General features: G+C 45.1%; 17 protein-coding genes. 12 read left to right on the forward strand and 5 right to left on the reverse strand.

Translation table 11 applies throughout. From position 1 onward, the window contains the following. Positions 1–5: 5 nt before the first annotated feature. Entirely contained in the window at positions 6–989 is a 984-nt protein-coding gene (locus tag RS891_RS04280; RefSeq protein WP_397386892.1) for a MerR family transcriptional regulator, read from the reverse strand. Positions 990–1166: 177 nt separating this feature from the next. Here RS891_RS04280 and RS891_RS04285 point away from each other — a divergent pair, with 177 nt between their 5' ends. Next, positions 1167–2069, forward strand: coding sequence for an SDR family oxidoreductase (locus RS891_RS04285; protein ID WP_113055651.1), 903 nt, complete (start codon positions 1167–1169; stop codon positions 2067–2069). Positions 2070–2193: 124 nt separating this feature from the next. Here the strand turns inward: RS891_RS04285 and RS891_RS04290 are convergent, their stop codons facing one another. Then, a complete protein-coding gene (locus tag RS891_RS04290) occupies positions 2194–4713 on the reverse strand; it encodes a transglutaminase domain-containing protein (RefSeq protein ID WP_315794531.1) in 2520 nt (839 codons plus the stop codon). Between the two features lie 318 nt (positions 4714–5031). Between RS891_RS04290 and RS891_RS04295 the strand changes: the two genes are divergently transcribed. Both RS891_RS04295 and RS891_RS04300 read left to right on the forward strand, forming a co-directional pair. Then, entirely contained in the window at positions 5032–5451 is a 420-nt protein-coding gene (locus RS891_RS04295) for an ester cyclase (RefSeq protein WP_315794532.1), read from the forward strand. A 150-nt stretch (positions 5452–5601) separates the two neighbouring features. Continuing rightward, the gene (locus RS891_RS04300) at positions 5602–5844 is read left to right on the forward strand and encodes a hypothetical protein (RefSeq protein ID WP_315794533.1); all 243 of its coding nucleotides are present in this window, start codon (positions 5602–5604) and stop codon (positions 5842–5844) included. Between the two features lie 39 nt (positions 5845–5883). Here RS891_RS04300 and RS891_RS04305 read toward each other — a convergent pair whose 3' ends face one another. After that, complete coding sequence (locus RS891_RS04305) at positions 5884–6642, reverse strand: GNAT family N-acetyltransferase (protein ID WP_315794534.1); 759 nt, start codon at positions 6640–6642, stop codon at positions 5884–5886. A gap of 172 nt (positions 6643–6814) precedes the next feature. On the opposite strand from RS891_RS04305, the gene RS891_RS04310 reads away from it, so the two are divergent. Continuing rightward, entirely contained in the window at positions 6815–7477 is a 663-nt protein-coding gene (locus RS891_RS04310; protein WP_315794535.1) for a M48 family metallopeptidase, read from the forward strand. 43 nt (positions 7478–7520) lie between these two features. Continuing rightward, the gene (locus RS891_RS04315; RefSeq protein ID WP_113055656.1) at positions 7521–7907 is read left to right on the forward strand and encodes an iron chaperone; all 387 of its coding nucleotides are present in this window, start codon (positions 7521–7523) and stop codon (positions 7905–7907) included. Positions 7908–8147: 240 nt separating this feature from the next. On the opposite strand, the gene RS891_RS31630 is transcribed toward RS891_RS04315, so the two are convergent. Next, positions 8148–8228 carry a putative holin-like toxin gene (locus RS891_RS31630; RefSeq protein ID WP_397386934.1) on the reverse strand — a complete coding sequence of 27 codons (81 nt, stop codon included), beginning with the start codon at positions 8226–8228 and terminating at the stop codon, positions 8148–8150. 263 nt (positions 8229–8491) lie between these two features. After that, positions 8492–9067, reverse strand: a complete 576-nt coding sequence (locus tag RS891_RS04320; RefSeq protein WP_315794536.1) for a dihydrofolate reductase family protein — start codon at positions 9065–9067, stop codon at positions 8492–8494. A 183-nt stretch (positions 9068–9250) separates the two neighbouring features. On the opposite strand from RS891_RS04320, the gene RS891_RS04325 reads away from it, so the two are divergent. From RS891_RS04325 to RS891_RS04355, 7 genes are all read left to right on the forward strand, one after another. After that, positions 9251–10834, forward strand: a complete 1584-nt coding sequence (locus tag RS891_RS04325; protein WP_315794537.1) for a glycosyltransferase family 39 protein — start codon at positions 9251–9253, stop codon at positions 10832–10834. A gap of 5 nt (positions 10835–10839) precedes the next feature. Beyond that, on the forward strand, positions 10840–11427 hold the full coding sequence (locus RS891_RS04330; RefSeq protein WP_315794538.1) for a hypothetical protein: 588 nt from the start codon (positions 10840–10842) through the stop codon (positions 11425–11427). Between the two features lie 387 nt (positions 11428–11814). Further along, positions 11815–12819, forward strand: a complete 1005-nt coding sequence (locus RS891_RS04335) for a phosphotransferase enzyme family protein (protein ID WP_315794539.1) — start codon at positions 11815–11817, stop codon at positions 12817–12819. Positions 12820–13031: 212 nt separating this feature from the next. Continuing rightward, a complete protein-coding gene (locus RS891_RS04340; protein ID WP_315794540.1) occupies positions 13032–13562 on the forward strand; it encodes an HAD family hydrolase in 531 nt (176 codons plus the stop codon). Positions 13563–13698: 136 nt separating this feature from the next. Continuing rightward, on the forward strand, positions 13699–14838 hold the full coding sequence (locus tag RS891_RS04345) for a GntR family transcriptional regulator (protein ID WP_315794541.1): 1140 nt from the start codon (positions 13699–13701) through the stop codon (positions 14836–14838). 399 nt (positions 14839–15237) lie between these two features. Beyond that, positions 15238–16725 carry a Vps62-related protein gene (locus RS891_RS04350; RefSeq protein ID WP_315794542.1) on the forward strand — a complete coding sequence of 496 codons (1488 nt, stop codon included), beginning with the start codon at positions 15238–15240 and terminating at the stop codon, positions 16723–16725. 107 nt (positions 16726–16832) lie between these two features. Further along, a complete protein-coding gene (locus RS891_RS04355) occupies positions 16833–18947 on the forward strand; it encodes a DUF5054 domain-containing protein (protein WP_315794543.1) in 2115 nt (704 codons plus the stop codon). Positions 18948–19356 lie beyond the last annotated feature (409 nt).

Genomic DNA, 19356 nt, shown 5'->3' on the forward strand with positions numbered 1-19356 from the left:
GAAATTCAGTCTTCTTCCATTTGTTTTAATCGCAGTCGCATGCCTTCCTGCAACAGATTAATGCCGTCTACGATCTGGCTCCATTCAGGATTCACGATCTTGCAGAGCTTGTTAAAACGAAGGATGCGCTCAGTTACGGAGTCGAGCATATATCGAGCCTGTTTGCGAAAAAATACTTCCGGATCTCCAGCATGTTCATTACTGGCGTACATCATCACAAAATCCCACACCATGCTCTGCACTGCGGGGCTATCTAACGGCCAACATTGGTCCAGAGCTTCGGTGGCACGAATGCGGAGGGTTTCCATTTTTTTTACCCAGGCTTCTGCTTCAAGCTGTGGATGATTCGCCATGGTGAAGAAGGGAAGTTCGAGACGGGCCAGATCGGCGATGTAGGCCGGATCGTTGATGATTTCCTGAATTTCTTTCCATGCCAGTGTTTGTTGGGCTGACAGCTTTGTATCTTTCATCATGTATTTGTCGAAAAAATGCAGAAACGAAACTCTCCATTCGTGCGGGATTCCGTCCAGCAGGTGAGATTCTTCCATTTTGGCGGAAACGAATTTTTTCCTTTTTTGAGCATTGACGGTCAGCGAATCCACCAGGCTTGAGACATAGGTAAGGGACTGTCCGGAATGGAGTGTATCTTCCGCTTCCCGTTGTCTGGCTTGTTGCAGAATGGAGAGCATGGAATTCATTGTCCCAATCTGAGTTTCCAGGGCTTCAATCTGTAGATCCAGCGCCTGTGACACGCCAAGTTCACCGGACATCAGCTTGCGAATATCCGATATGCCAAAATTCAAATAGCGAAGCGTTGTGATGAGTTCCAGCCGCCAAACGTCTTGCGGTGTATAAAGACGGTGACCACCTTCCGTATGAAAAGAGGGCCGGAGCAACTCGATTTCATCGTAATAACGAATCGTTTTGACAGTCGAGCCGATCATTTTAGCAGCTTCACCGATCGAATATGTATCACTGCTTGGGTTCAATAAAATCACCTCAGGATCTATTATACAACCTCCTGTTACTGGAGATTCAAAGTCGGAAGGTTGCCATGGAAATATTCAGAGCCAGTTTAAATTTTACCCATCTCGGTTACAAAGGAAAGAGTGCAACGTTTATGAAAACAACTTCCAAAATAAAATAAATCCGAGGAGGAATTGTACATGGCTAATCAAGACCAGCACACCATGCAAGATCCGACGACACAATATCCGAAGGCAACATCAGATTGGAAGCAGCAGCAGGAGGAGCCGGGGCTTCAGCGTGAAATGACTCCTGTACCTGATACAGGTGAAAAAAGCTATAAAGGCAGCGGACGTCTGACCGGACGTAAAGCTGTTGTAACCGGAGCCGACAGCGGTATTGGTCGGGCGGCAGCTATCGCTTTTGCCCGTGAAGGCGCGGATGTCGTCCTGGCTTATCTTCCTGAGGAAGAAGCCGATGCGAAGGAAGTGGTCAAGCTGATCGAAGAAGCTGGCCGCAAGGCTGTTGCGATTCCAGGTGACCTCAAGGATGAGAAATACTGCGAAGAACTCATTGAATCTGCTGTGAAAGAGCTCGGCGGGATCGATATTCTCGCCAACGTAGCAGGTAAACAGCAGTTTGTTGAGCAGATCGCCGATCTGACTACAGAACAATTTGATGCGACATTCAAAACCAATGTCTATTCGATGTTCTGGCTCTGTAAAGCAGCTGTGAAACACATGAAGCCAGGCAGCTCCATCATTAACACGTCTTCTATTCAGGCATACAAGCCCTCTCCAATCCTGCTGGATTATGCGACAACAAAGGCAGCAATCAACACCTTCAGCAAGGCGCTGGCGCAACAAGTCGGCAGCAAAGGTATCCGTGTGAATGTTGTCGCACCGGGTCCAGTATGGACACCGCTTCAGGTTGTTGGTGGACAACCCGTAGAAAAGCTTGCAGATTTTGGCTCCAATACGCCACTTGGTCGTGCAGGGCAGCCTGCTGAAATGGCGCCAGCGTTTGTGTTCCTGGCGAGCCAGGAATCGAGCTATGTGAGCGGTGAGACACTGAACGCCAATGGCGGTACAGTTAGTCCGTAATTTTGGATATAAAAAGCCTATGAATTATAGGTCAGTGATCATAGGCAAGTAAAGCAAAGAACTCCAATCCCGATAAAGGTGAATGGAGTTCTTTGTTGTTATGGACTTTTTCCTGATTATTGCATTACTTCTGATCCGGGTTAGGCTCCAAAATGGCGTAGCTGCCGAGCGTGGCCAATTGAGCTGTATTCAGCAGGGCTTCATCTACCGCAGCGAGGGCTTCGCCTGCAGCTGTCATCAGTTCATCAGAGTCCACAGGTGAGGCAAAACGAAGAATTACCCGATTTTCTCCATTTTTCAGTTCACTCTCAGCCTTCGTTTTGTATTCACTAATCGAAGCGACTTCGAGATCGTTCTGTACATAATAATCGTTCGCATCACTTTCGCCATTAAACAGGGCGAGTTCGGCATCAAGCCAGTAATCCTTATCGGCTATCGTTTTCTGACTTGCAGCCGTCTCATCATTTGCATTGTACAGGAAGTAAGGAATACCGGAATTGGTCAGATTGTTGGTAGCATCTACATGGAACCATTCATTTCCGATTTTTACCTTATTCCACGCATGAGGAACACCGCTAGATGCTCCCGTTACGACGATGCTTTCCAGTCCAGACAGATCGGAGAGCAGTTTGTAGACGGAAGCATAGCTGGCACATACGCCAACGCCTTTGACAAGGATACCGTAAGTGGTAAACGAATCGTTGAACTGTGCATCGACATTTTTAAAATTGTTCTGTTCTGCATTTTCCAATGCTGCATCATCATACTTCGCGTTATCGTTCAGATAATCGTAGATGGCTTTCCGTTTCTCATCATCCTTCATGCCATCCTTGATGATGGAAGCAACAACTTCGTTTGCTTTGGCGATAATCTCGCTCTGCTTCTTCTGGATGACATCTGCCGACTCATTGTAATGGATCGAAAGGGTAAGTGTACCGTAATTGTATTCAAAACCTTCCACACCAAGAATCAATGGATTCTGGTACATTACTTTCAGGACAACATCCGAGAGCGTTGTGAAATTTTGGGCCTCTGGAAAAGCTTTTAATGAGATCTTGTCTTGGGCAGCAACCATGTTTTTAGCCAAAACTTCTTCCAATGCAGAATCTGCATTGATCATTGTATCGCCTGTAGCCGGCTCAGGAACCGTTTCCTGATTACCTTGTTCTACATTCTGCTGGGTATTGGATTTCTGCTCATCTACCAGATTGTCCTCTTCAATTTCGGAAGCTGGATCCGGAGATTCACTCGTAATTTCATCAGAAGCTTTATCGGGAGTTTCATCGCCAATCTCGGTGGATGCAGAATCAGTATCGGCTTCTGACGTTTCAGTATCGTTTGTGGACTCTGTAGATAGAGCTTCTTCAACCGTCGGTCCTGTTTCTGTTTCCGTTGCAGTCTCCGATGCAGGAGAATCATGATTGTTGATAATGGTTGGCACATCAGGTGCAGGGACGTATGGTGTGTTATTTTTCGGTTCTACCAGTCCGTTACTGGAATCAGCCACGGTTTGCTGGGCAAGTCTATTCAGGTCATCTTGGGTCACATTCTCTACGCGTACGTAACTTTTCAGAGCTGTTCCTTTAATGTGAAAAGGAATATTTGTTTCATTGAACTCCGAAATCTCTACGTTGGCGGTATCATAAACAATCGTCTCACGGGCTAAAGAACCATCATTGTACTCAACTGTCGTTTTTTGGGGGAGTACATCTATATTCTTTAATTTCTCCCTATACAATTGTTCTTTCAAAGCTGTTGGTAACTGGGAAGCAAGCGGAGCTGTAGGGACACCTCTGCTAAAATTGGATTCTTTTCCTCCACCTAGTGCAGTGACGTAATACTCTCCTCGTATACCATGGTTCTGATGAGTAGTTATCAGTTCATTATAAGTGCCGAGCCCGCCTTTTCCGTCTCTCAAAAAATCATTGAAAGACGTCTCTGTCGTTACCGCAAGATCTAAAGGCAGACTATTATTAAAAGCATCCTCTGCACCGGTCACAGGCTTGTTTGTATCAAAGTAAGTTAGGTCAGAACGCTCATAAATTTTATATTCGGTTGCACCTTCAACCTTGTCCCAGACCAACTTGAACCGTCTGTCTTTATCAATCTCGTATCTTAGGTTGGGCACAGGTAACTCCGATTTCACTGTAAACGGAATAATGATGGGTTGATTGAGCAGTGTTAGCTTCTCCGCATCCGGATCATAGTTCAGACGAATGTAATAGATAGGGGCACCGCCCCAAGAACTTTGATGCGTGTTATTTAATGAATCGGAGCTTAGTACACCCGATCCAAGAGGCTCAATAGAAACATTGTTGTCATTGATTTCTGGTATGGCGTAAACTTTGCTGGATTCAAGGGCCTTAATATCGGTATGTACACTAATAATGTCACTAGCTGACAGGCTATTTTTACGTAAATCTGCTTTAAACCTAAACGTAAATTCCTCATCCTGAGCTACGTTATACATCGGCATAATCGCTTTATTCGATTCGGATCCGTACTTCTGCTTCAAACTTAATACGCTAGAACCTTCTACTATTTCTGTGGGGTTATTCTCGGACGGGCTGCTCTCCTTGTCATTGCTCTGACATCCAGCCAGTAACAGGGTAAGCATAAACATAATCAAAAATAAACGTTTCATGGTACACCGCTTTCTCGTTTTTCTAAGTTGTTGCAAAGTCTAATTTCTAAAAAAATTAAAACACCGAAGATTATCATTTCTGGTTAAAACCCATTTACGAACCTCTTATCAGCAAAACCTCCTATTAATTTCCTAATGTCTTTTGCTAGTCTATGGTCATATAGACTTATTGTCAAGATATGTAATGGTATATTATGACTATATACAATAGAGCAAGAATCCAGTAAAAGAGCTAGTTAAATTGATCTTTGCGAGAGAGTGAGAATTGTCGAGACTTCTGGTACAATGCATGATAAAACGAAAAATGGAGTGGATCGGATGACGCCAGAACAGATTGTCAGAACTTTTTTTGAAGAAGTGCGCTCGGGTCGCAATCTTGATTATGCCAATACACTGATGGCCGAGCAGGTACTGGCTCACCAGGTGATCTCGGAAGAGGAAGTGACAGTCACAAGAACGCCTTCCGTCTATGCGGATCATGTGAGGGAAATGATTGAGGTGTACGGAGATTTTTCGCTGCAGATTCAGGAGTTGCTCGCACAGGGAGAGAAAGTATATGTACGCTGGAGACAAGTGGGTACTCATGTTGGAGAAGTGGATGGATATGCGCCGACCAACCTGCCCGTGATTGAAATTGCGAGTGCGGTATACCGAGTGGAGAATGAGAGAATTGCAGAGTACTGGATTCAGATCGACAGGCTGGGAATCGAAAAACAATTGGAGCGCAATCAGAGCTGAGAACCAGCTTTATCACAGAAGAGATTTCTCAAATTATATAATACAGATATAACTACTTCTACCACATCCACATTATCAGTAATTAATAATGAGGATTTTGCAGGTACTGCGACTACGAAACAGTTTAATATCCCGGAGGGATTTGAATATGTGAAAGTGAACTTTAAAAATACCGGTTCGAAAGCGTTCACGTTTACGATTAACCAAGAATCTACTGCTGGAACCGCAAAAATGTCTTATACTGTCCCAGCAGATGGTATAGAGCATACTTATTGGAATGACCAGGCTTGGTCAACGGGTTTGTTTTATGTGAGCATGTCTTCTGCGCAAGGGATGTCCGGCAAATTGAGTGTGTTGCTGGGTACTGACCCCAATAAACAGAAAAGTTTGTAAAAGCCATCGACTCATGCTGATAAGTGATTGTAGAAAAGCCTAGACTTTCTTGACCCTATACCAGTATGTATAGATTTCCGTGTATCCAAGTTTGGCATACAGTTTTAATGCGGGAGCATTATTGGCAACTACTTGCAGGTAACTGGAGGTAGCACCATTCTCTTTTCCCCAATGCAACAGATGAAGGATCATCTGCTCGGCCAATCCCCGATTCCGGAAGTTAGCGTCCGTTATGATGTCATATAATCCAATATAGCCTCGTTCCACCACACCAAATCCACAAGCAACGACTTGTCCGTCGATGAACAGCGAGATGAAACCTGTACGCGTACGGATGTTATTCAACATTAGTTCCATCGTTCCCCGATGCAGATCACTTACCTGATTCAGTCTGCAAAAGTGATCCAGCCACTCTCCGGTTAACTGTTCGTCCATTTTTACATCAGAGTGCTCGGGCTCCTTAAGGGTTTCCAGGCTCCGAGTCTGAACCCGGCTGAGATCCACAATATCATACCCCTTTTCATGCAAAAGCTGGTCGAGATGATCCGGCTGGATAAACGGCGTAATCTTGAATATGGTACTTAACTGATTGGAAGCGTAAATTTGCTCGCATTGCTCGATCTTTTCATGCACATCCATGGTCGAGTAGTGAAGAGGTTGAATGGAGTTGGCGCGCTTCGTATATCCCTGTGCAAAACGCATTGCCCATCCGTCAAAAAGCAAGGTGGATAAGGGCGGCCAATGGTTGAGTGATAGTTCCTCAATGGTTTTGTAATCCGGATTCGATGTAGGGGTCATATCTATCCTCCTATCTTATAATTTTATAATAATACATATTAATGAATAAAAATTCAATACGAAATATATAATGTGTCACGAAACATAATGCATAGAGTTACTGAATGGGTTACAATCTGAATGAATAAATCCAAATTTTGAAATTGAAATATCGGAAGAAGTGGAGCAGGTTATGCTAACTATTGAAATAAACAATCACATCATTAACTGTCATATCGAATATGGAAAACGGAAGAAAGCTTCCATTACGATGGATTTACCCTATATGGTCACAATCAAGGCTCCCAATGGTACCAGCGAAGACATGATCCGGCAGCTTGTTACGCAGCATGGGGAAGTGATTTTGACAAAATCAGCTCTGATGCAGCAGGCGTTGGACGGTCCTCAAGCGAAAGAATATGAAGAGGAAGGCAAAGGGAAGTTTCTGCTCTTTGGCAAAGAACATGCGCTGCATGAGTTAATTGACGTAGAGGGATGTTCGGAAGAGGATTTGCGTGCGAATCTGAAGAAGTTTTATTTTGCGGAGTGTAAAAGAATGATCGGTGAGCGCATCGGCCGTTACCAGCAGGAGTTGAAGGTGAAGCCGAAGTCTGTGGACATCGTGGAATCGGCGACCAAGTGGGGAAGCTGCAGTTGGGATAAAAAGCTGACGTTTAACTACCGCCTGGCGATGGCTCCACTAGAGGTGATTGATTACGTGATCATCCATGAGTTATGCCATATCCATCATATGAATCATGATCGTTCGTTCTGGCGCCGAGTGGGCAGTGTTATGCCCGACTACAAAGCCAAGGAGGATTATTTGATGCGATATGGCCGAGCCATGACCTTGTGAAAAATAAGCGTACCACGTATGGACGTGGTGGAAGGAGTTCAAGATGTCAGATAGTACCTCTTATGATGTGCTGGTAGATGAATATATCTCGCAATTTCCTTCAGATGTACAGGTCAAATTACAATCATTAAGACAGATTATTCGCGATTCCGCTCCCAATGCCGTGGAGAAGATCAGCTACAAGATGCCAACGTATGCAGAGCACGGGAATCTGGTTCATTTTGCAGCGTACTCCAAGCATATCGGATTTTACCCGGGTGCCAGTGGGATTGAAGCGTTTAAGGAGGAACTCTCACGGTATAAAGGAGCCAAAGGATCGGTGCAATTTCCATTGGATCAACCATTGCCAGAAGAATTGATCCGCCGGATCGTGGAATTTCGGGTGCAGGCCAATGTGGAGAAGGCTCGGGAAAAGAAACGAAAGAAGTAGTGGACGGTCCCATATATATGCGCGAGTAACGCGAGTAAAAGGAAATGGATGAGGATTAACACGGTTTATATGTAACTTCAAAGATTTGAGTATGGTATAATTAGAGCAGATTAGTCGTAGAATGCTCAGAGAGCCGTGCTGGTAACACGACTCTCTGAGCAATAGCCGCTTTTAAGGGCGGTGGGCTTCGCTTAGAAAGCTGATCATAAATAGACCGCATCCTTTTGCGAGGGGGGCGGTCTATTTGCGTTTATCGGACAGAATGGCAACGAGGAGCGTGCCGAAGGTAAGCATCAACATGATTGCTTCAAACACTGTCACAGGGCATACCTCCCTTCATGGCGAGGTAGCCGACCGACCCTTTAAGCCTATTCTATTGCTTTGTTGATTATAGCATATTTTGTAAGAATTTATGGCTTCAGAATCTGTGTATATGTAATTCGCTCATTAGTTGCAGGGCATCCCGAAAAAAATAGCTATGTTACATTCTAATGTTGATTTGTGACCATAAGAAAACCGCCTTTGTGAAAAGGCGGTTATTTAGCGATTTGTCTACCGTTGCGTAATCACCTTAAGTGACAAGGTCATCTTACCGTCTGATAAACGAGACCTATGGCTCCAGAATCAAAGGTCTTGTTTTCAATTAGATTAAGATTGATCTTCTCCTTGATGCCTTGGAATAATGGCAATCCCTTACCGACCAGGACGGGAGAAACTGTAATTTTATACTCATCAATTAAATCAAGCTGCATAAGGTGGTGTGCGAACCTAGGACTGCCGAGGATGACCATATCCTTGCCTGGCTGCTGTTTGAGGTTATTGATCTCTTCCTCGATATCTTCTTTCACGAGTCTTGAATTATTCCATTCGACTTTCTCCAGCGTCGTGGAAAAAACGACTTTGGCTGTCTTTTCGATCCAATCAGCATGATCAAGTTCATGTTGCGAAGCTGATGGGTTCGAAGGCACAGATGGCCAGTAACTGTGCATCATCTGATAAGTCCCACGCCCCCAAAGGACCGTGTCGGCAGTACTCAGAATTTCTTTTGCGTGTTTCTCCAAATCAGCATCGTAGGAAACCCAGCCAATGTCCATTTCACCATTCGGCCCTTCTACAAAACCGTCAAGCGATGCGTGCAGAAATAGAACGAGTTTTCTCATTTTCAATTCTCCTTTGCGCATGAGGGATATCTAACTATGAACATATTTTTCTTATTCGATGAGGTATCCTCATATTCCTTGTTGTCTCCATGAGCATTTTTAAGCACAAAACTGAATTCAGCCTTTTTTCAGGTAGAGCCATTATACTATTCCCGAATCCTGTACTGGAAAAGGAGTTTTGGCATGTCTAAGGTGGTCCATAAGTCGCTTTATCTCATCCTGCTTGTTTTTGTCGGCGTGTTTATCGTTTCATCCCTATTTGTCCGGGCACAGTACAACTACACCTTGTACGGGGATAATCCGATTCTGGGTACGCAGCAGTGGAGTATTTTTATCCCAGTGATTGCCTTGCTTCTGGTATCGGGCGTCGTGTTATATCGGCTTGGTCTGAAGCTGAACAAATACAGTCCCAAAGTTGTCATTCCTGTGGTGCTGCTATGTTCTCTGGCCATTCAAATTATAATTATTTTCGTGTTTCCACGAGTGCCTACGGATGATTCACAGACTGTGCTTTCACTCGCGATGAACATGCTCTACGATCAGGATTATTCCTCGTTTGAAACAGGTGGATATCTGCACATGTTCCCGTTCAACTTTTCCACCGTCTTGTATCTAAAAACATTGCTGTACCTGTTCCCGGATAATTATCTGGTAATCAAGCTGTTCAATATTTTGTTTGCAACGGTAACGACATTAATGATTTATCTCATTTATAAACAGTTAAATCATAAGTCCGCGGAACGTGATTACGGGGTTCTGATCTTTGCACCCACGTATCTGCCATCCCTGTTCCTGAACAACCTGATCTATAACGATGTTATTGCTACGGCATTTCTGACATCTTGTTTATACTTTTTGATTCGGTTTATACGTGAAAAGTCTTGGCAGACGATCGTTATTGCCGCCATTCTGCTCGCCATTGGCAACTACTTCCGAAGCATTGGCGTAATTGTGCTGATTGCTGCTATGTTAACCATCCTGCTGAATATGCGAAGTATTGGATTCAAGAAAGTGATTGCCTCCATCTTCGTGCTGGCTACGTTGTTTAACGTCCCAGGGTGGACTCAGAATGCGGTATTAAAATCATCAGGTGCTGTAAGTGAGCCTGTTGGAGAAAATTCGGCACCGGTCTATATGTGGTTGAACATGGGTATTAATCTGGAACGATTCGGCTTCTGGGACAATATGGAGAGCTACCAGATCTATCAAAGAGAAGCCAACTATAATAAAGCTGAAAGTACAGAACTGTACAAGCAGGAGATTGAACGCAAACTGTCGGAAGCCAGCTTAAGTGACTTGGCCCAGATGTATTACAAAAAGATTATTTGGACCTGGACCGAAGGCACCTACCAAATGGATCGATATGGCATTGGTAACGAAAGCTCCTCGGGTATGGGAGGAGGAAGAGGTGGCGGAATTGCCGGCTCCTACAGTTATACCAATGCGGTCACAGAATTATTCAAGGGAGATTCCGTCTATCGGACGGGGGTGCTTTGGATCGTTTATGTGATGAATTTCATGATGTACTGTTTTATTTTCATTCGCTTGGTCGGTGGGATTCGTGAAAAGCGGTATGACGAAGTCTCTTTGATTCTGGTTATTCTCGGATTTATCGGATTCTATATTCTGTGGGAGATTAAATCGAGGTATATCTACCCCGTATATCCGCTGCTGATTGTATTGTCGTACATGGGATTCAAAGATGCGTATAACTTCATGTCTCATAGAAAACTCGGCTGGGAACGTTCTTCCCTGAGAAAAGGGTGATCCGTATGCGAAAAAATGGTTATCTCATATCGGCTATGCTCTTGCTGCTGACCTGCTCAGTTTTGCTATCTGCCTGCGATGCTATCACTGCCCAGAACATTACGAATACCGGTTCTGCACAAGGCATGAACGGTGGCGGAATGATGAATGGTGGTGGCCCGGGCATGAATGGAGGAACGCAGAGGGGCGGAGGACAAGGGATGAATGGCAGAACAGGCGGTCAGGACGATATGCGGGGGATGATGAATGCCGATCTTACAGGCAGAGTGATCTCTGCTACAGGGAGTACCGTCACGATTTTGTTGCTTGAGGTGGAGGATAACTTATCCACAGATTCCAATAATGGAAATGGAAGACGATCAGGCTCCTCCAGAGGTGGAAGCATGGATATGAAAGATACGGGCATCGAAATGAAATTGAACATCAGTGAGGATGTGGATATCACGGAAGGCATGGGCATGGGGGCCCCAGGCAACAACCAAAATGCTGATTCATCCATTCAGGTGTCTGATTTGAAAGAGGGAGATGTCGTTATGGTTTGGTATAAGGAGAACACCGAAACCGTAGAACGAATGGTGGTTACACAGTCTTGATATTCATTGCCTACCTTCACTTGATGGAGTATTATGGAAATAACTTGTTTTTCGGAAGGAGTGAGCGTCATGAAACGACGGGCTAAGATGATGCAAAGCGTTACAACAACAATTAAGGTGATTACGAACTGAATAGATCCGGCAGAGCAACGGACACATGGTGAAGCATTTGGAGTTTGCTAATGTGACGATCTGAGGTCTGCCGACATACAGGGATATAACTGCTTATTTTTCCTGGGTTGCACGAGGTTTATTTGCTTATGCAAGTAAACCCGTGTATCCAGAATTTTAAAGCCGCAGGCATAGCCTGCGGCTTTTTGCGCGCAAAAATAGGAATCGGAACGCTAAATGCGTTCTACATTAAACGACCACTAAGGAGATATGCCCATGTTAAAACTTAAATATTTATTCCATAATAACGATCTCGCCGAGATGATTTTGAAAAACTGGAGTTATGATCCGGAGTCACTGGACATGTTCCAGTATTATCGTATATCCTCCAATGCCGTGTATCCGTTCAGGGATCAGGGAAAGCTTCACTTGCTTCGTTTTGCCCCTGCAGAGGAGAAAAATCAAACCAATCTTGCAGCAGAGCTAGAATTCCTGACCTATCTTAAACTAAACCAATATGGTGCCATGGAAGCTGTACCTTCCCATGCAGGGAAAGAGCTGGTTGAGGCACATACGCCTTGGGGAATGTATTATGCCTCCGTATTCAAACGAGTTGCTGGTAACCAGATGGGCAGTATCGATTTAAATGACCAGATCGTACACAGCTTGGGTGAGGCATTGGGTAAGCTGCATCGTTTATCCCGTGAATACACACCCAAACAGGCAAAACGCTGGATGTATACCGATGTATTGGATTGGATGAAGGACGTGCTGGGGGAGTTCCCTGGCGAGAATGCGGCGCTCAATGAGGTAGAAGTTCTCCGGATTTATTTTGCAAATTGGCCCGTTACCCTGCAGAACTTCGGTTTAATTCATTACGATTTTGAACTGGATAATGTCTTCTATGACGAGGAAAGTCATTCCTGTTACGCCATTGACTTCGATGACGCGATGTACCACTGGTACGCAATGGATGTGGAGCAGACTCTGGATAGTTTACGGGATGAAATTCAGCCGGATGAATGGGAGCAGAAGAAGCGACTATTCTTGCAAGGGTACTGGAAGGAAGCAGGAGACGCCTATGATATGGAGTCGATGTTTCCGGCATGTCGTCGTTTTGCCAATCTGTACGGTTATGTACGTGTGCTTCGATCTGGGGCAGAACAATGGGCGCATGAGCCAGAGTGGATGAGTGGATTAAGAGCAAGGCTGGATAAAGCGATGGCAGTAAAAGCAAAGCGGTTTGGTCAGCAGCAGCCCCACCATCTACCGGCCAAATGATCCTCATTACTTTTCCAGCAAAGATAATTAAGGTTAAATCAGGCATCTGCATAAGCGCAACGAAATAATGATTGATTTTTTATTCATCTCCATTGTAACATTGGATTAAGCGCTATACCTTTATTGTTAGAACATCAATGTTGGATTACATGGTCAAGTGGAAACCGGCAAGTCGTTTCACCAATTGAATGAAGAGGACGGTCATAACGAACATGGACGACAAAAAGTTAATTATCTTTTTTGACAGCGGCGATACCATTGTTGATGAATCGACCGAGATTCGGGACGAAGAAGGAATTGTTCTGAGTGCGGATCTGATTCCGGGTGCGGATATCACGATTCAGAAGCTTCATGAAAGAGGGTACACGCTGGCCCTGGTTGCTGACGGCGATGCACAATCCTTCAAGAACGTATTTAAGCAGCATGGACTTCATGATTATTTTAGCGCAATGATTATTTCGGAGAATATTAAAGCCAGCAAGCCAAGCCCGCGGATGTTTAAGGCAGCAATTGGTGCCCTTGATTTGTCAGAAGGGGATTTTTCAAGAACAGTGATGATTGGCAATAACCTGAGTCGTGATATGAAGGGAGCCAACGCACTTGGCATCACCAGCATCTTTCAGAGCTGGACACCGCGTTATCCCCATGAGCCGGTGGATGAGATAGAACGTCCGACTCACACAGTCGGTGAACCGATGGAGCTGCTTGAACTTATTGAACGGCTAAATGCCGAAGTTAAATAAATAAGTGTTTGCTTGCCATGCCCGTGAGCAGAAGGATGGATTGACTTTCAACCTTCTGTTCACGGGCTATTTTTACTTTTTTACATGAGAAAATGATAGAATGATCGTAAAATCCGGAACTGAGGCAGGTGTTCACATGGAGGAACCACATCGGAAGCCGTTGTTATACTTGCAAACTGCCGATTTGGTGATGGAAGAAATCCGTAACCGGAAATTGCAGCCACATGATCCCGTACCATCAGAGGGGGAGCTCTCCAAACTGTATTCTGTCAGCCGTATGACGGCCAAGCTTGCGCTGCAAATTTTGGAGAAACAAGGTATTGTCTATCGGTTGGCGCGGCGGGGTACATTTGTATCGGGTGATTATTTGGGTGGCCCGGGTAAGGAGTCATTGTCGGGGAATGTAACTACAGACAAGAAGCTTATGAAGCGAAAAATTGCCCTTTTGTTCCCCAATATGGATGATTACGTAGCCAGAATTATTGCATCCGTCGAGAAGGAAGCACGTAAATCAGGTTGCCAGTTGCTCATTCGGATTACTACGGATAAAGAGGATGAGAGCATCTGCCTACAAGAGTTGTACGAGGAAGGAATCGATGGAATTATTCTGTTTCCAAGGGGGCGAACACGCTGCAGTGAAAAGGTGCTGGAGCTTAATCTGCTGAATTATCCTTTGGTAATCATCGATCGGATCTTTCGTGAGGTCAATATTGATTGTGTGTACCATGACCATTATCAGGGAGCCTACAACTTGACGGAATATTTGATTGATAGAGGACATCGGGAAATTGGGTATATCTCTATGCCGTTTGATGGAGTGACGAGCCGGGAGGACCGCTATAAAGGTTATGTGCAGGCCATGCTGGACTACGCACTGCCTGTTAACGGTCGCAATATTTGCCTGGATTGTGCAGAGGATTACATGCTCAACCTGAATGGGCCGAATCTCCAACTCAAGGATTTCATTCAAAGTAATCCCGCAATGACAGCCGTTGTCTGTGCGGATGATTATATCGCGACTTCTTGTCTGTACACGGCCTTATCCATCTACAAGCAGGTACCTGAGGAACTGTCCATCATTGGTTTTTCCGACATCCAGTTGGCGAGTCTGCTGCCCGTGCCACTGACTACGGCAAAACAAACGACAGAGAAGCTTGGACAGGCAGCAGTGAATTTGCTGTGCAAACGTATGGAGAATTCCCGAGAAGGTGCTTTATCCATCAAGGTGAACACAACCATCATCGAACGAAGCTCCGTACGTAATCTTAATCAATGAGTGTTGATGCGGTTCCGTTATTCAAGCCAATTTAAACCTTCCTTATCTCGTTTTGATGATAAGGGAGGTTTTTTTGTATGTCAGTGACATAAGATGGTTGTTATCATATTCAAACTCAATAATACGTGATTTGTTATGTATCTCACCTTTTTATGCAAAAATATTGTAAATAATAGTAGTTATATGAAGTTTATTTGGAGGAAAATTTACATTTATATCATTGTATATGTCAATGACATATATTAGTGTGAAGATATGCCACTTATCTTTTAAGGATGAAGGGAGGATCTTCCGGAAAGCGCTACCACACATCCTGGGAAATGACCTGCAGAGCCAAAAGAAATGTAACGTACGAACGTTGGCAATAATCGAAATCATTATTCGAAGAGGAGCCCGAATATGACAATCAAATCCTTGCTTGCAGCTTCGTTCTTGGCAGTATCTCTTTTCTTTCCACTGGCGCAGCCTGCGCAGGCGGCAGAGGACAATGCCGTAACGGTTTACCAGGATGGAGATTTTGGAGGCAGCTCCCAACCATTTGGGATTGGCCTGTTCAATGTGAATCAGCTTAACGTGGTTGGCAACGACAAAATATCTTCGGTAAAGGTAGCTCCGGGATATCGATTGACCCTGTATCGTGACAAGGATTTCTCCGGTGATACCAAAATACTGACCAGCGATGCGGGATGGCTTGATGATTTTAATGACGCGACCTCCAGTCTGAAAGTAGAGAAGATCGGAGGCCCCAATAAACCAGTTATCGCATACTCCAATTCACCTTATGGAGGTTTTGAGCAGCAGTTTGATATTGGCAGCTATAATGTGGATGAACTGAAGGCTGGCGTAGGCAATGATGCCATTTCTGCACTTCGGGTAGCCCCAGGGTATAAGGTCACATTGTACAAAGACTACAATTTCGCTGGATACTCAAAGGTTCTGACCGCAGATGCGATCTATGTTGGCGGAGATATCAATGATTCGGTATCGAGCCTGAAGGTTGAAGCCATCTCGCCGCTCGATGCCACATCGCTTGCCGTTCCGGGTAACGATTACAGTGACACAGCCAAGCGTGAAATATTGCAAACCTTTGCACCCAAGATCTGGTTTGCCCAAGGCGAAGTTTATTTTCCGTCCTCGGTAGAACATACCCTGCCGCATGTGGATCGGTATGTGAATCCAGGTTCAGGTTTATATGAATTCAAGACCAAAACGGAATTAAATCCATATACCCTGAAACTGCCGTATTTTACGGGCGATCTGGCTAATGCGCCGATCTACGCGTTTTGGGTGGAGAAGGAGTATAACAATGTCGATCTGGTATATTTCCAGTTCAGTCCCTATGATCTTGGGAAAACGGTGTTTGGCACGGAAGTGGGAGATCATGTCGGAGACTGGGAGCGGGTTACGGTCAGATTGGCCAAGTTCACCGATCAGAACAGTAACTATGTGAAGCCGGTTCAAGTTTACTATGGCGCGCATTCTTTCGGTACAACCTACTCCTGGGGTGAAGTGGACAAAGTAAACAATACACATCCTGTCGCTTATTCCGCGTTTGGTTCCCATGGGATGTGGAAAGATCCTGGCAATCATGTCTATCAGGAACTCGTCGTGACCCAGTTGATTGATGTGACCAATCAGGGAACGGCATGGGATACCTGGAACAATATCCAGGCCTTTCAGTATTATCCGAATACCCGAACAGGCAATGGTCTGGGAAATGCTTGGCCTTCATGGCTGGACAGGGATTACAGCAATCCGAACAGCTTGTCTGTCTATAGATTCGGAAATCCGTCCCAAGGCTCCTTCTTTGGTCAGCCTCTGCTTGCGGGAGGACCAACAGGACCGCAGGAAAAAGGCGCATTAACGAATGATGTTATTTTAGATTAGACGATGATTAACGAGGGGACTCGCTTTCACAATGAAGCGGGTCTCCATGCTTATTGTTCAAATAAACAGTATTAACTGTGAATCTAACAACGGAGGCTCAGACAACCATGACTAACCGTAAAAAAGTACATGTTGTTTTTAAAACTCACCTGGATATCGGATTTACACACTTGGCGGAAAACGTCGTAAAGCAGTACATGGAAGAGTATGTGCCCAAAGCTATCGCACTGTCCGCACAGTTGGAAGCAGAGGGAGGACGAGAGCAATTCATATGGACCACGGGTTCCTGGCTGATCCGTCATTATCTGAATCATGCGACCGAAGAGGGCAAACAGGCTATGGAACAGGCGATCCGCAAAGGTCATATCGTATGGCATGGATTACCGTTCACGACGCACACCGAGCTGATGGACCCCTCATTATTTCGCTACGGATTGTCCATCGGACTGGAGCTTGATAAACAATTTGGCAAAACGACCATAGCAGCAAAAATGACGGATGTACCCGGGCATACCCTTTCTATGGTGCCTCTGATGAATGAAGCGGGTATCCGGTATATGCATCTTGGGGTTAATCCAGCTTCCATGCGCCCGGATGTCCCTAAACTGTTCAGATGGCAGGCAGCGGATGGCAGTGAGATCATTGTCAATTATGCGGACACCTACGGTGAGGCAGTCGAAATTGAAGGTATCGATGATATCTTGTTGTTTGCCCATACGGGCGACAATTGCGGACCGCCAAGCGCAGAAGAGATTCGTGAACAATTCCAGCATATCCAGGAACGATACCCCGATGCAGAGATTATGGCTTCGTCTCTTGATGCATTTGCGGTGCACCTAGATCAGGTTCGGGACCAATTACCTGTTGTACGTGAAGAGCTCGGGGATACTTGGATTCACGGAGGTGGTACCGACCCGCTTAAAATAGCCCGATTCCGCCAGTTGCAGCGGTTAAGAGACAAGTGGTTGACGGAAGGCCGAATCGATCCGGCAAGCGCTGAATATAAAGGTATGAGTGATGCCATGCTGCTGGTTGTGGAGCATACGTGGGGACTTGATGTGAAGAAATGGCTTCCGGATTTCCGGAATTATGCCAAGCCTGACTTCAACCGGGCGCGGGAAATGAATGACGTGGATGTCGAGGATATTCCTGCCAAATTTCAATATATCGGTGCCTTCGCCATGGATGAGTTCGACAGTCATTCCAGCGGACTATTCTCTTCGGAGACGAGCCGTCGTACCTATTCGATGATAGAGAGCTCTTGGGCGGAACAGCGGAGATATTTGGACACGGCTGTGTCGTGCCTGAGTGAAGAGAAGCAGAAGGAAGCGCGTCAAGCTTTTGAACAACTAAATCCTGTTAAAAGTGTATCTTCCGGTACTGTATCTGCGGCAAGTCATCAAGTTTATAGCAGTGGCGGATACCAGTTGGCCTTCAATAACAATGGTGCACTGATTCAGCTGACAGGTGATAATGAAAAGAATTGGGTTGACGCGAAGCAACCGTTCGGAGTCTATGCCTACGAAACCTTCGGGACGGAGGATTACGACAGGTATTTCCGTACTTATATGCAGAACCTGCCTGTGACCCATCCTTGGGCTGATGCCGATTTCAGCAAACCAGGCTTTGAATTTGTGCGTCCGCTACCAAGCCATCAGGTGTACTTGCCAATCGTGACCGATATGCACAAGTCAGGCAATGCTAGTGGCGATACGTATTGGTTCCGGTTGTACATGCCAGCAGAAAGTTATGAATTGTACGGAGCACCCAAGGAACTGGAACTGGTATATACGTTTTCCCAGGCAGGAGTGGTAGAGGTTACCTTGCAATGGTTTGGCAAAGAAGCGAATCGTCTTCCAGAGGCCAGTTGGTTTGGATGCGGACTTAAGGTGGATAACCCCAATCTGTGGATGATGGACAAGCTTGGAGGACGAATCTCTCCGTTGAATGTTGTAAAAGACGGCAACCGCAATCTGCATGCTGTAGACAAGGGAGTATTCTATGATGGCACAGATGGCCAGGCCTCTATTGAAGCATTGGATTCCGCTTTGGTCGCACCTGGACAGAGAAGACTGCTGCAATTCGACAACTCGTTTGTCTCGCTTGAATCCGGATGGCAGTTTAATCTGCATAACAATATCTGGGGTACCAATTTCCCAATGTGGTACGGGGAGGATGCCAAATTCCGCTTTCGACTAAATACAGCTGCAAACCGCAAATAAGAGAAGTTGATGTAGAATTTTACCAAAAATTGATGATCGGATAATAATCCTAGTACAATTGGAACCTATACTTGGATTTGTGAGTGAGAGTGCTGTTGGAGCAGACTTGAATTGTTCGGAACTGTTCCTAAAATGAATTTGAAAAAACAGAATTTTTTTGTAAAATCCCTATTGCTTGAACGTAGTCATCCATGTATTATATACAAATAAAGCGTTTACATTTTCTTATATGTCAATTAAACCGGTTTAATTCTACGAGATGTTTTCCCGATTGAACACCTCTGTTGCATAAAAATTAAACCGGTTTAATTGTATCTACATATGTACATAAAGGGTTTATTTCGTTAGGGAGGTGAGCGCCAACCAGAGCATATTCAGGCAAGTTAATGGCAAATCCAAACGTGGAGGG

Origin of the sequence: Paenibacillus sp. BIC5C1 (assembly GCF_032399705.1) — a bacterium.
GTDB lineage: Bacteria > Bacillota > Bacilli > Paenibacillales > Paenibacillaceae > Paenibacillus > Paenibacillus taichungensis_A.

Excerpts from the sequence above, each read along its gene's own strand:
- RS891_RS04290 (WP_315794531.1), bottom strand. The coding sequence starts at position 4,713 with ATGAAACGTTTATTTTTGATTATGTTTATGCTTACCCTGTTACTGGCT.
- RS891_RS04295 (WP_315794532.1), top strand. The coding sequence starts at position 5,032 with ATGACGCCAGAACAGATTGTCAGAACTTTTTTTGAAGAAGTGCGCTCG.
- RS891_RS04350 (WP_315794542.1), top strand. The coding sequence starts at position 15,238 with ATGACAATCAAATCCTTGCTTGCAGCTTCGTTCTTGGCAGTATCTCTT.
- RS891_RS04315 (WP_113055656.1), top strand. The coding sequence starts at position 7,521 with ATGTCAGATAGTACCTCTTATGATGTGCTGGTAGATGAATATATCTCG.
- RS891_RS04310 (WP_315794535.1), top strand. The coding sequence starts at position 6,815 with ATGCTAACTATTGAAATAAACAATCACATCATTAACTGTCATATCGAA.
- RS891_RS04335 (WP_315794539.1), top strand. The coding sequence starts at position 11,815 with ATGTTAAAACTTAAATATTTATTCCATAATAACGATCTCGCCGAGATG.
- RS891_RS04325 (WP_315794537.1), top strand. The coding sequence starts at position 9,251 with ATGTCTAAGGTGGTCCATAAGTCGCTTTATCTCATCCTGCTTGTTTTT.
- RS891_RS04330 (WP_315794538.1), top strand. The coding sequence starts at position 10,840 with ATGCGAAAAAATGGTTATCTCATATCGGCTATGCTCTTGCTGCTGACC.
- RS891_RS04355 (WP_315794543.1), top strand. The coding sequence starts at position 16,833 with ATGACTAACCGTAAAAAAGTACATGTTGTTTTTAAAACTCACCTGGAT.
- RS891_RS04285 (WP_113055651.1), top strand. The coding sequence starts at position 1,167 with ATGGCTAATCAAGACCAGCACACCATGCAAGATCCGACGACACAATAT.
- RS891_RS04345 (WP_315794541.1), top strand. The coding sequence starts at position 13,699 with ATGGAGGAACCACATCGGAAGCCGTTGTTATACTTGCAAACTGCCGAT.
- RS891_RS04320 (WP_315794536.1), bottom strand. The coding sequence starts at position 9,067 with ATGAGAAAACTCGTTCTATTTCTGCACGCATCGCTTGACGGTTTTGTA.
- RS891_RS04305 (WP_315794534.1), bottom strand. The coding sequence starts at position 6,642 with ATGACCCCTACATCGAATCCGGATTACAAAACCATTGAGGAACTATCA.
- RS891_RS04340 (WP_315794540.1), top strand. The coding sequence starts at position 13,032 with ATGGACGACAAAAAGTTAATTATCTTTTTTGACAGCGGCGATACCATT.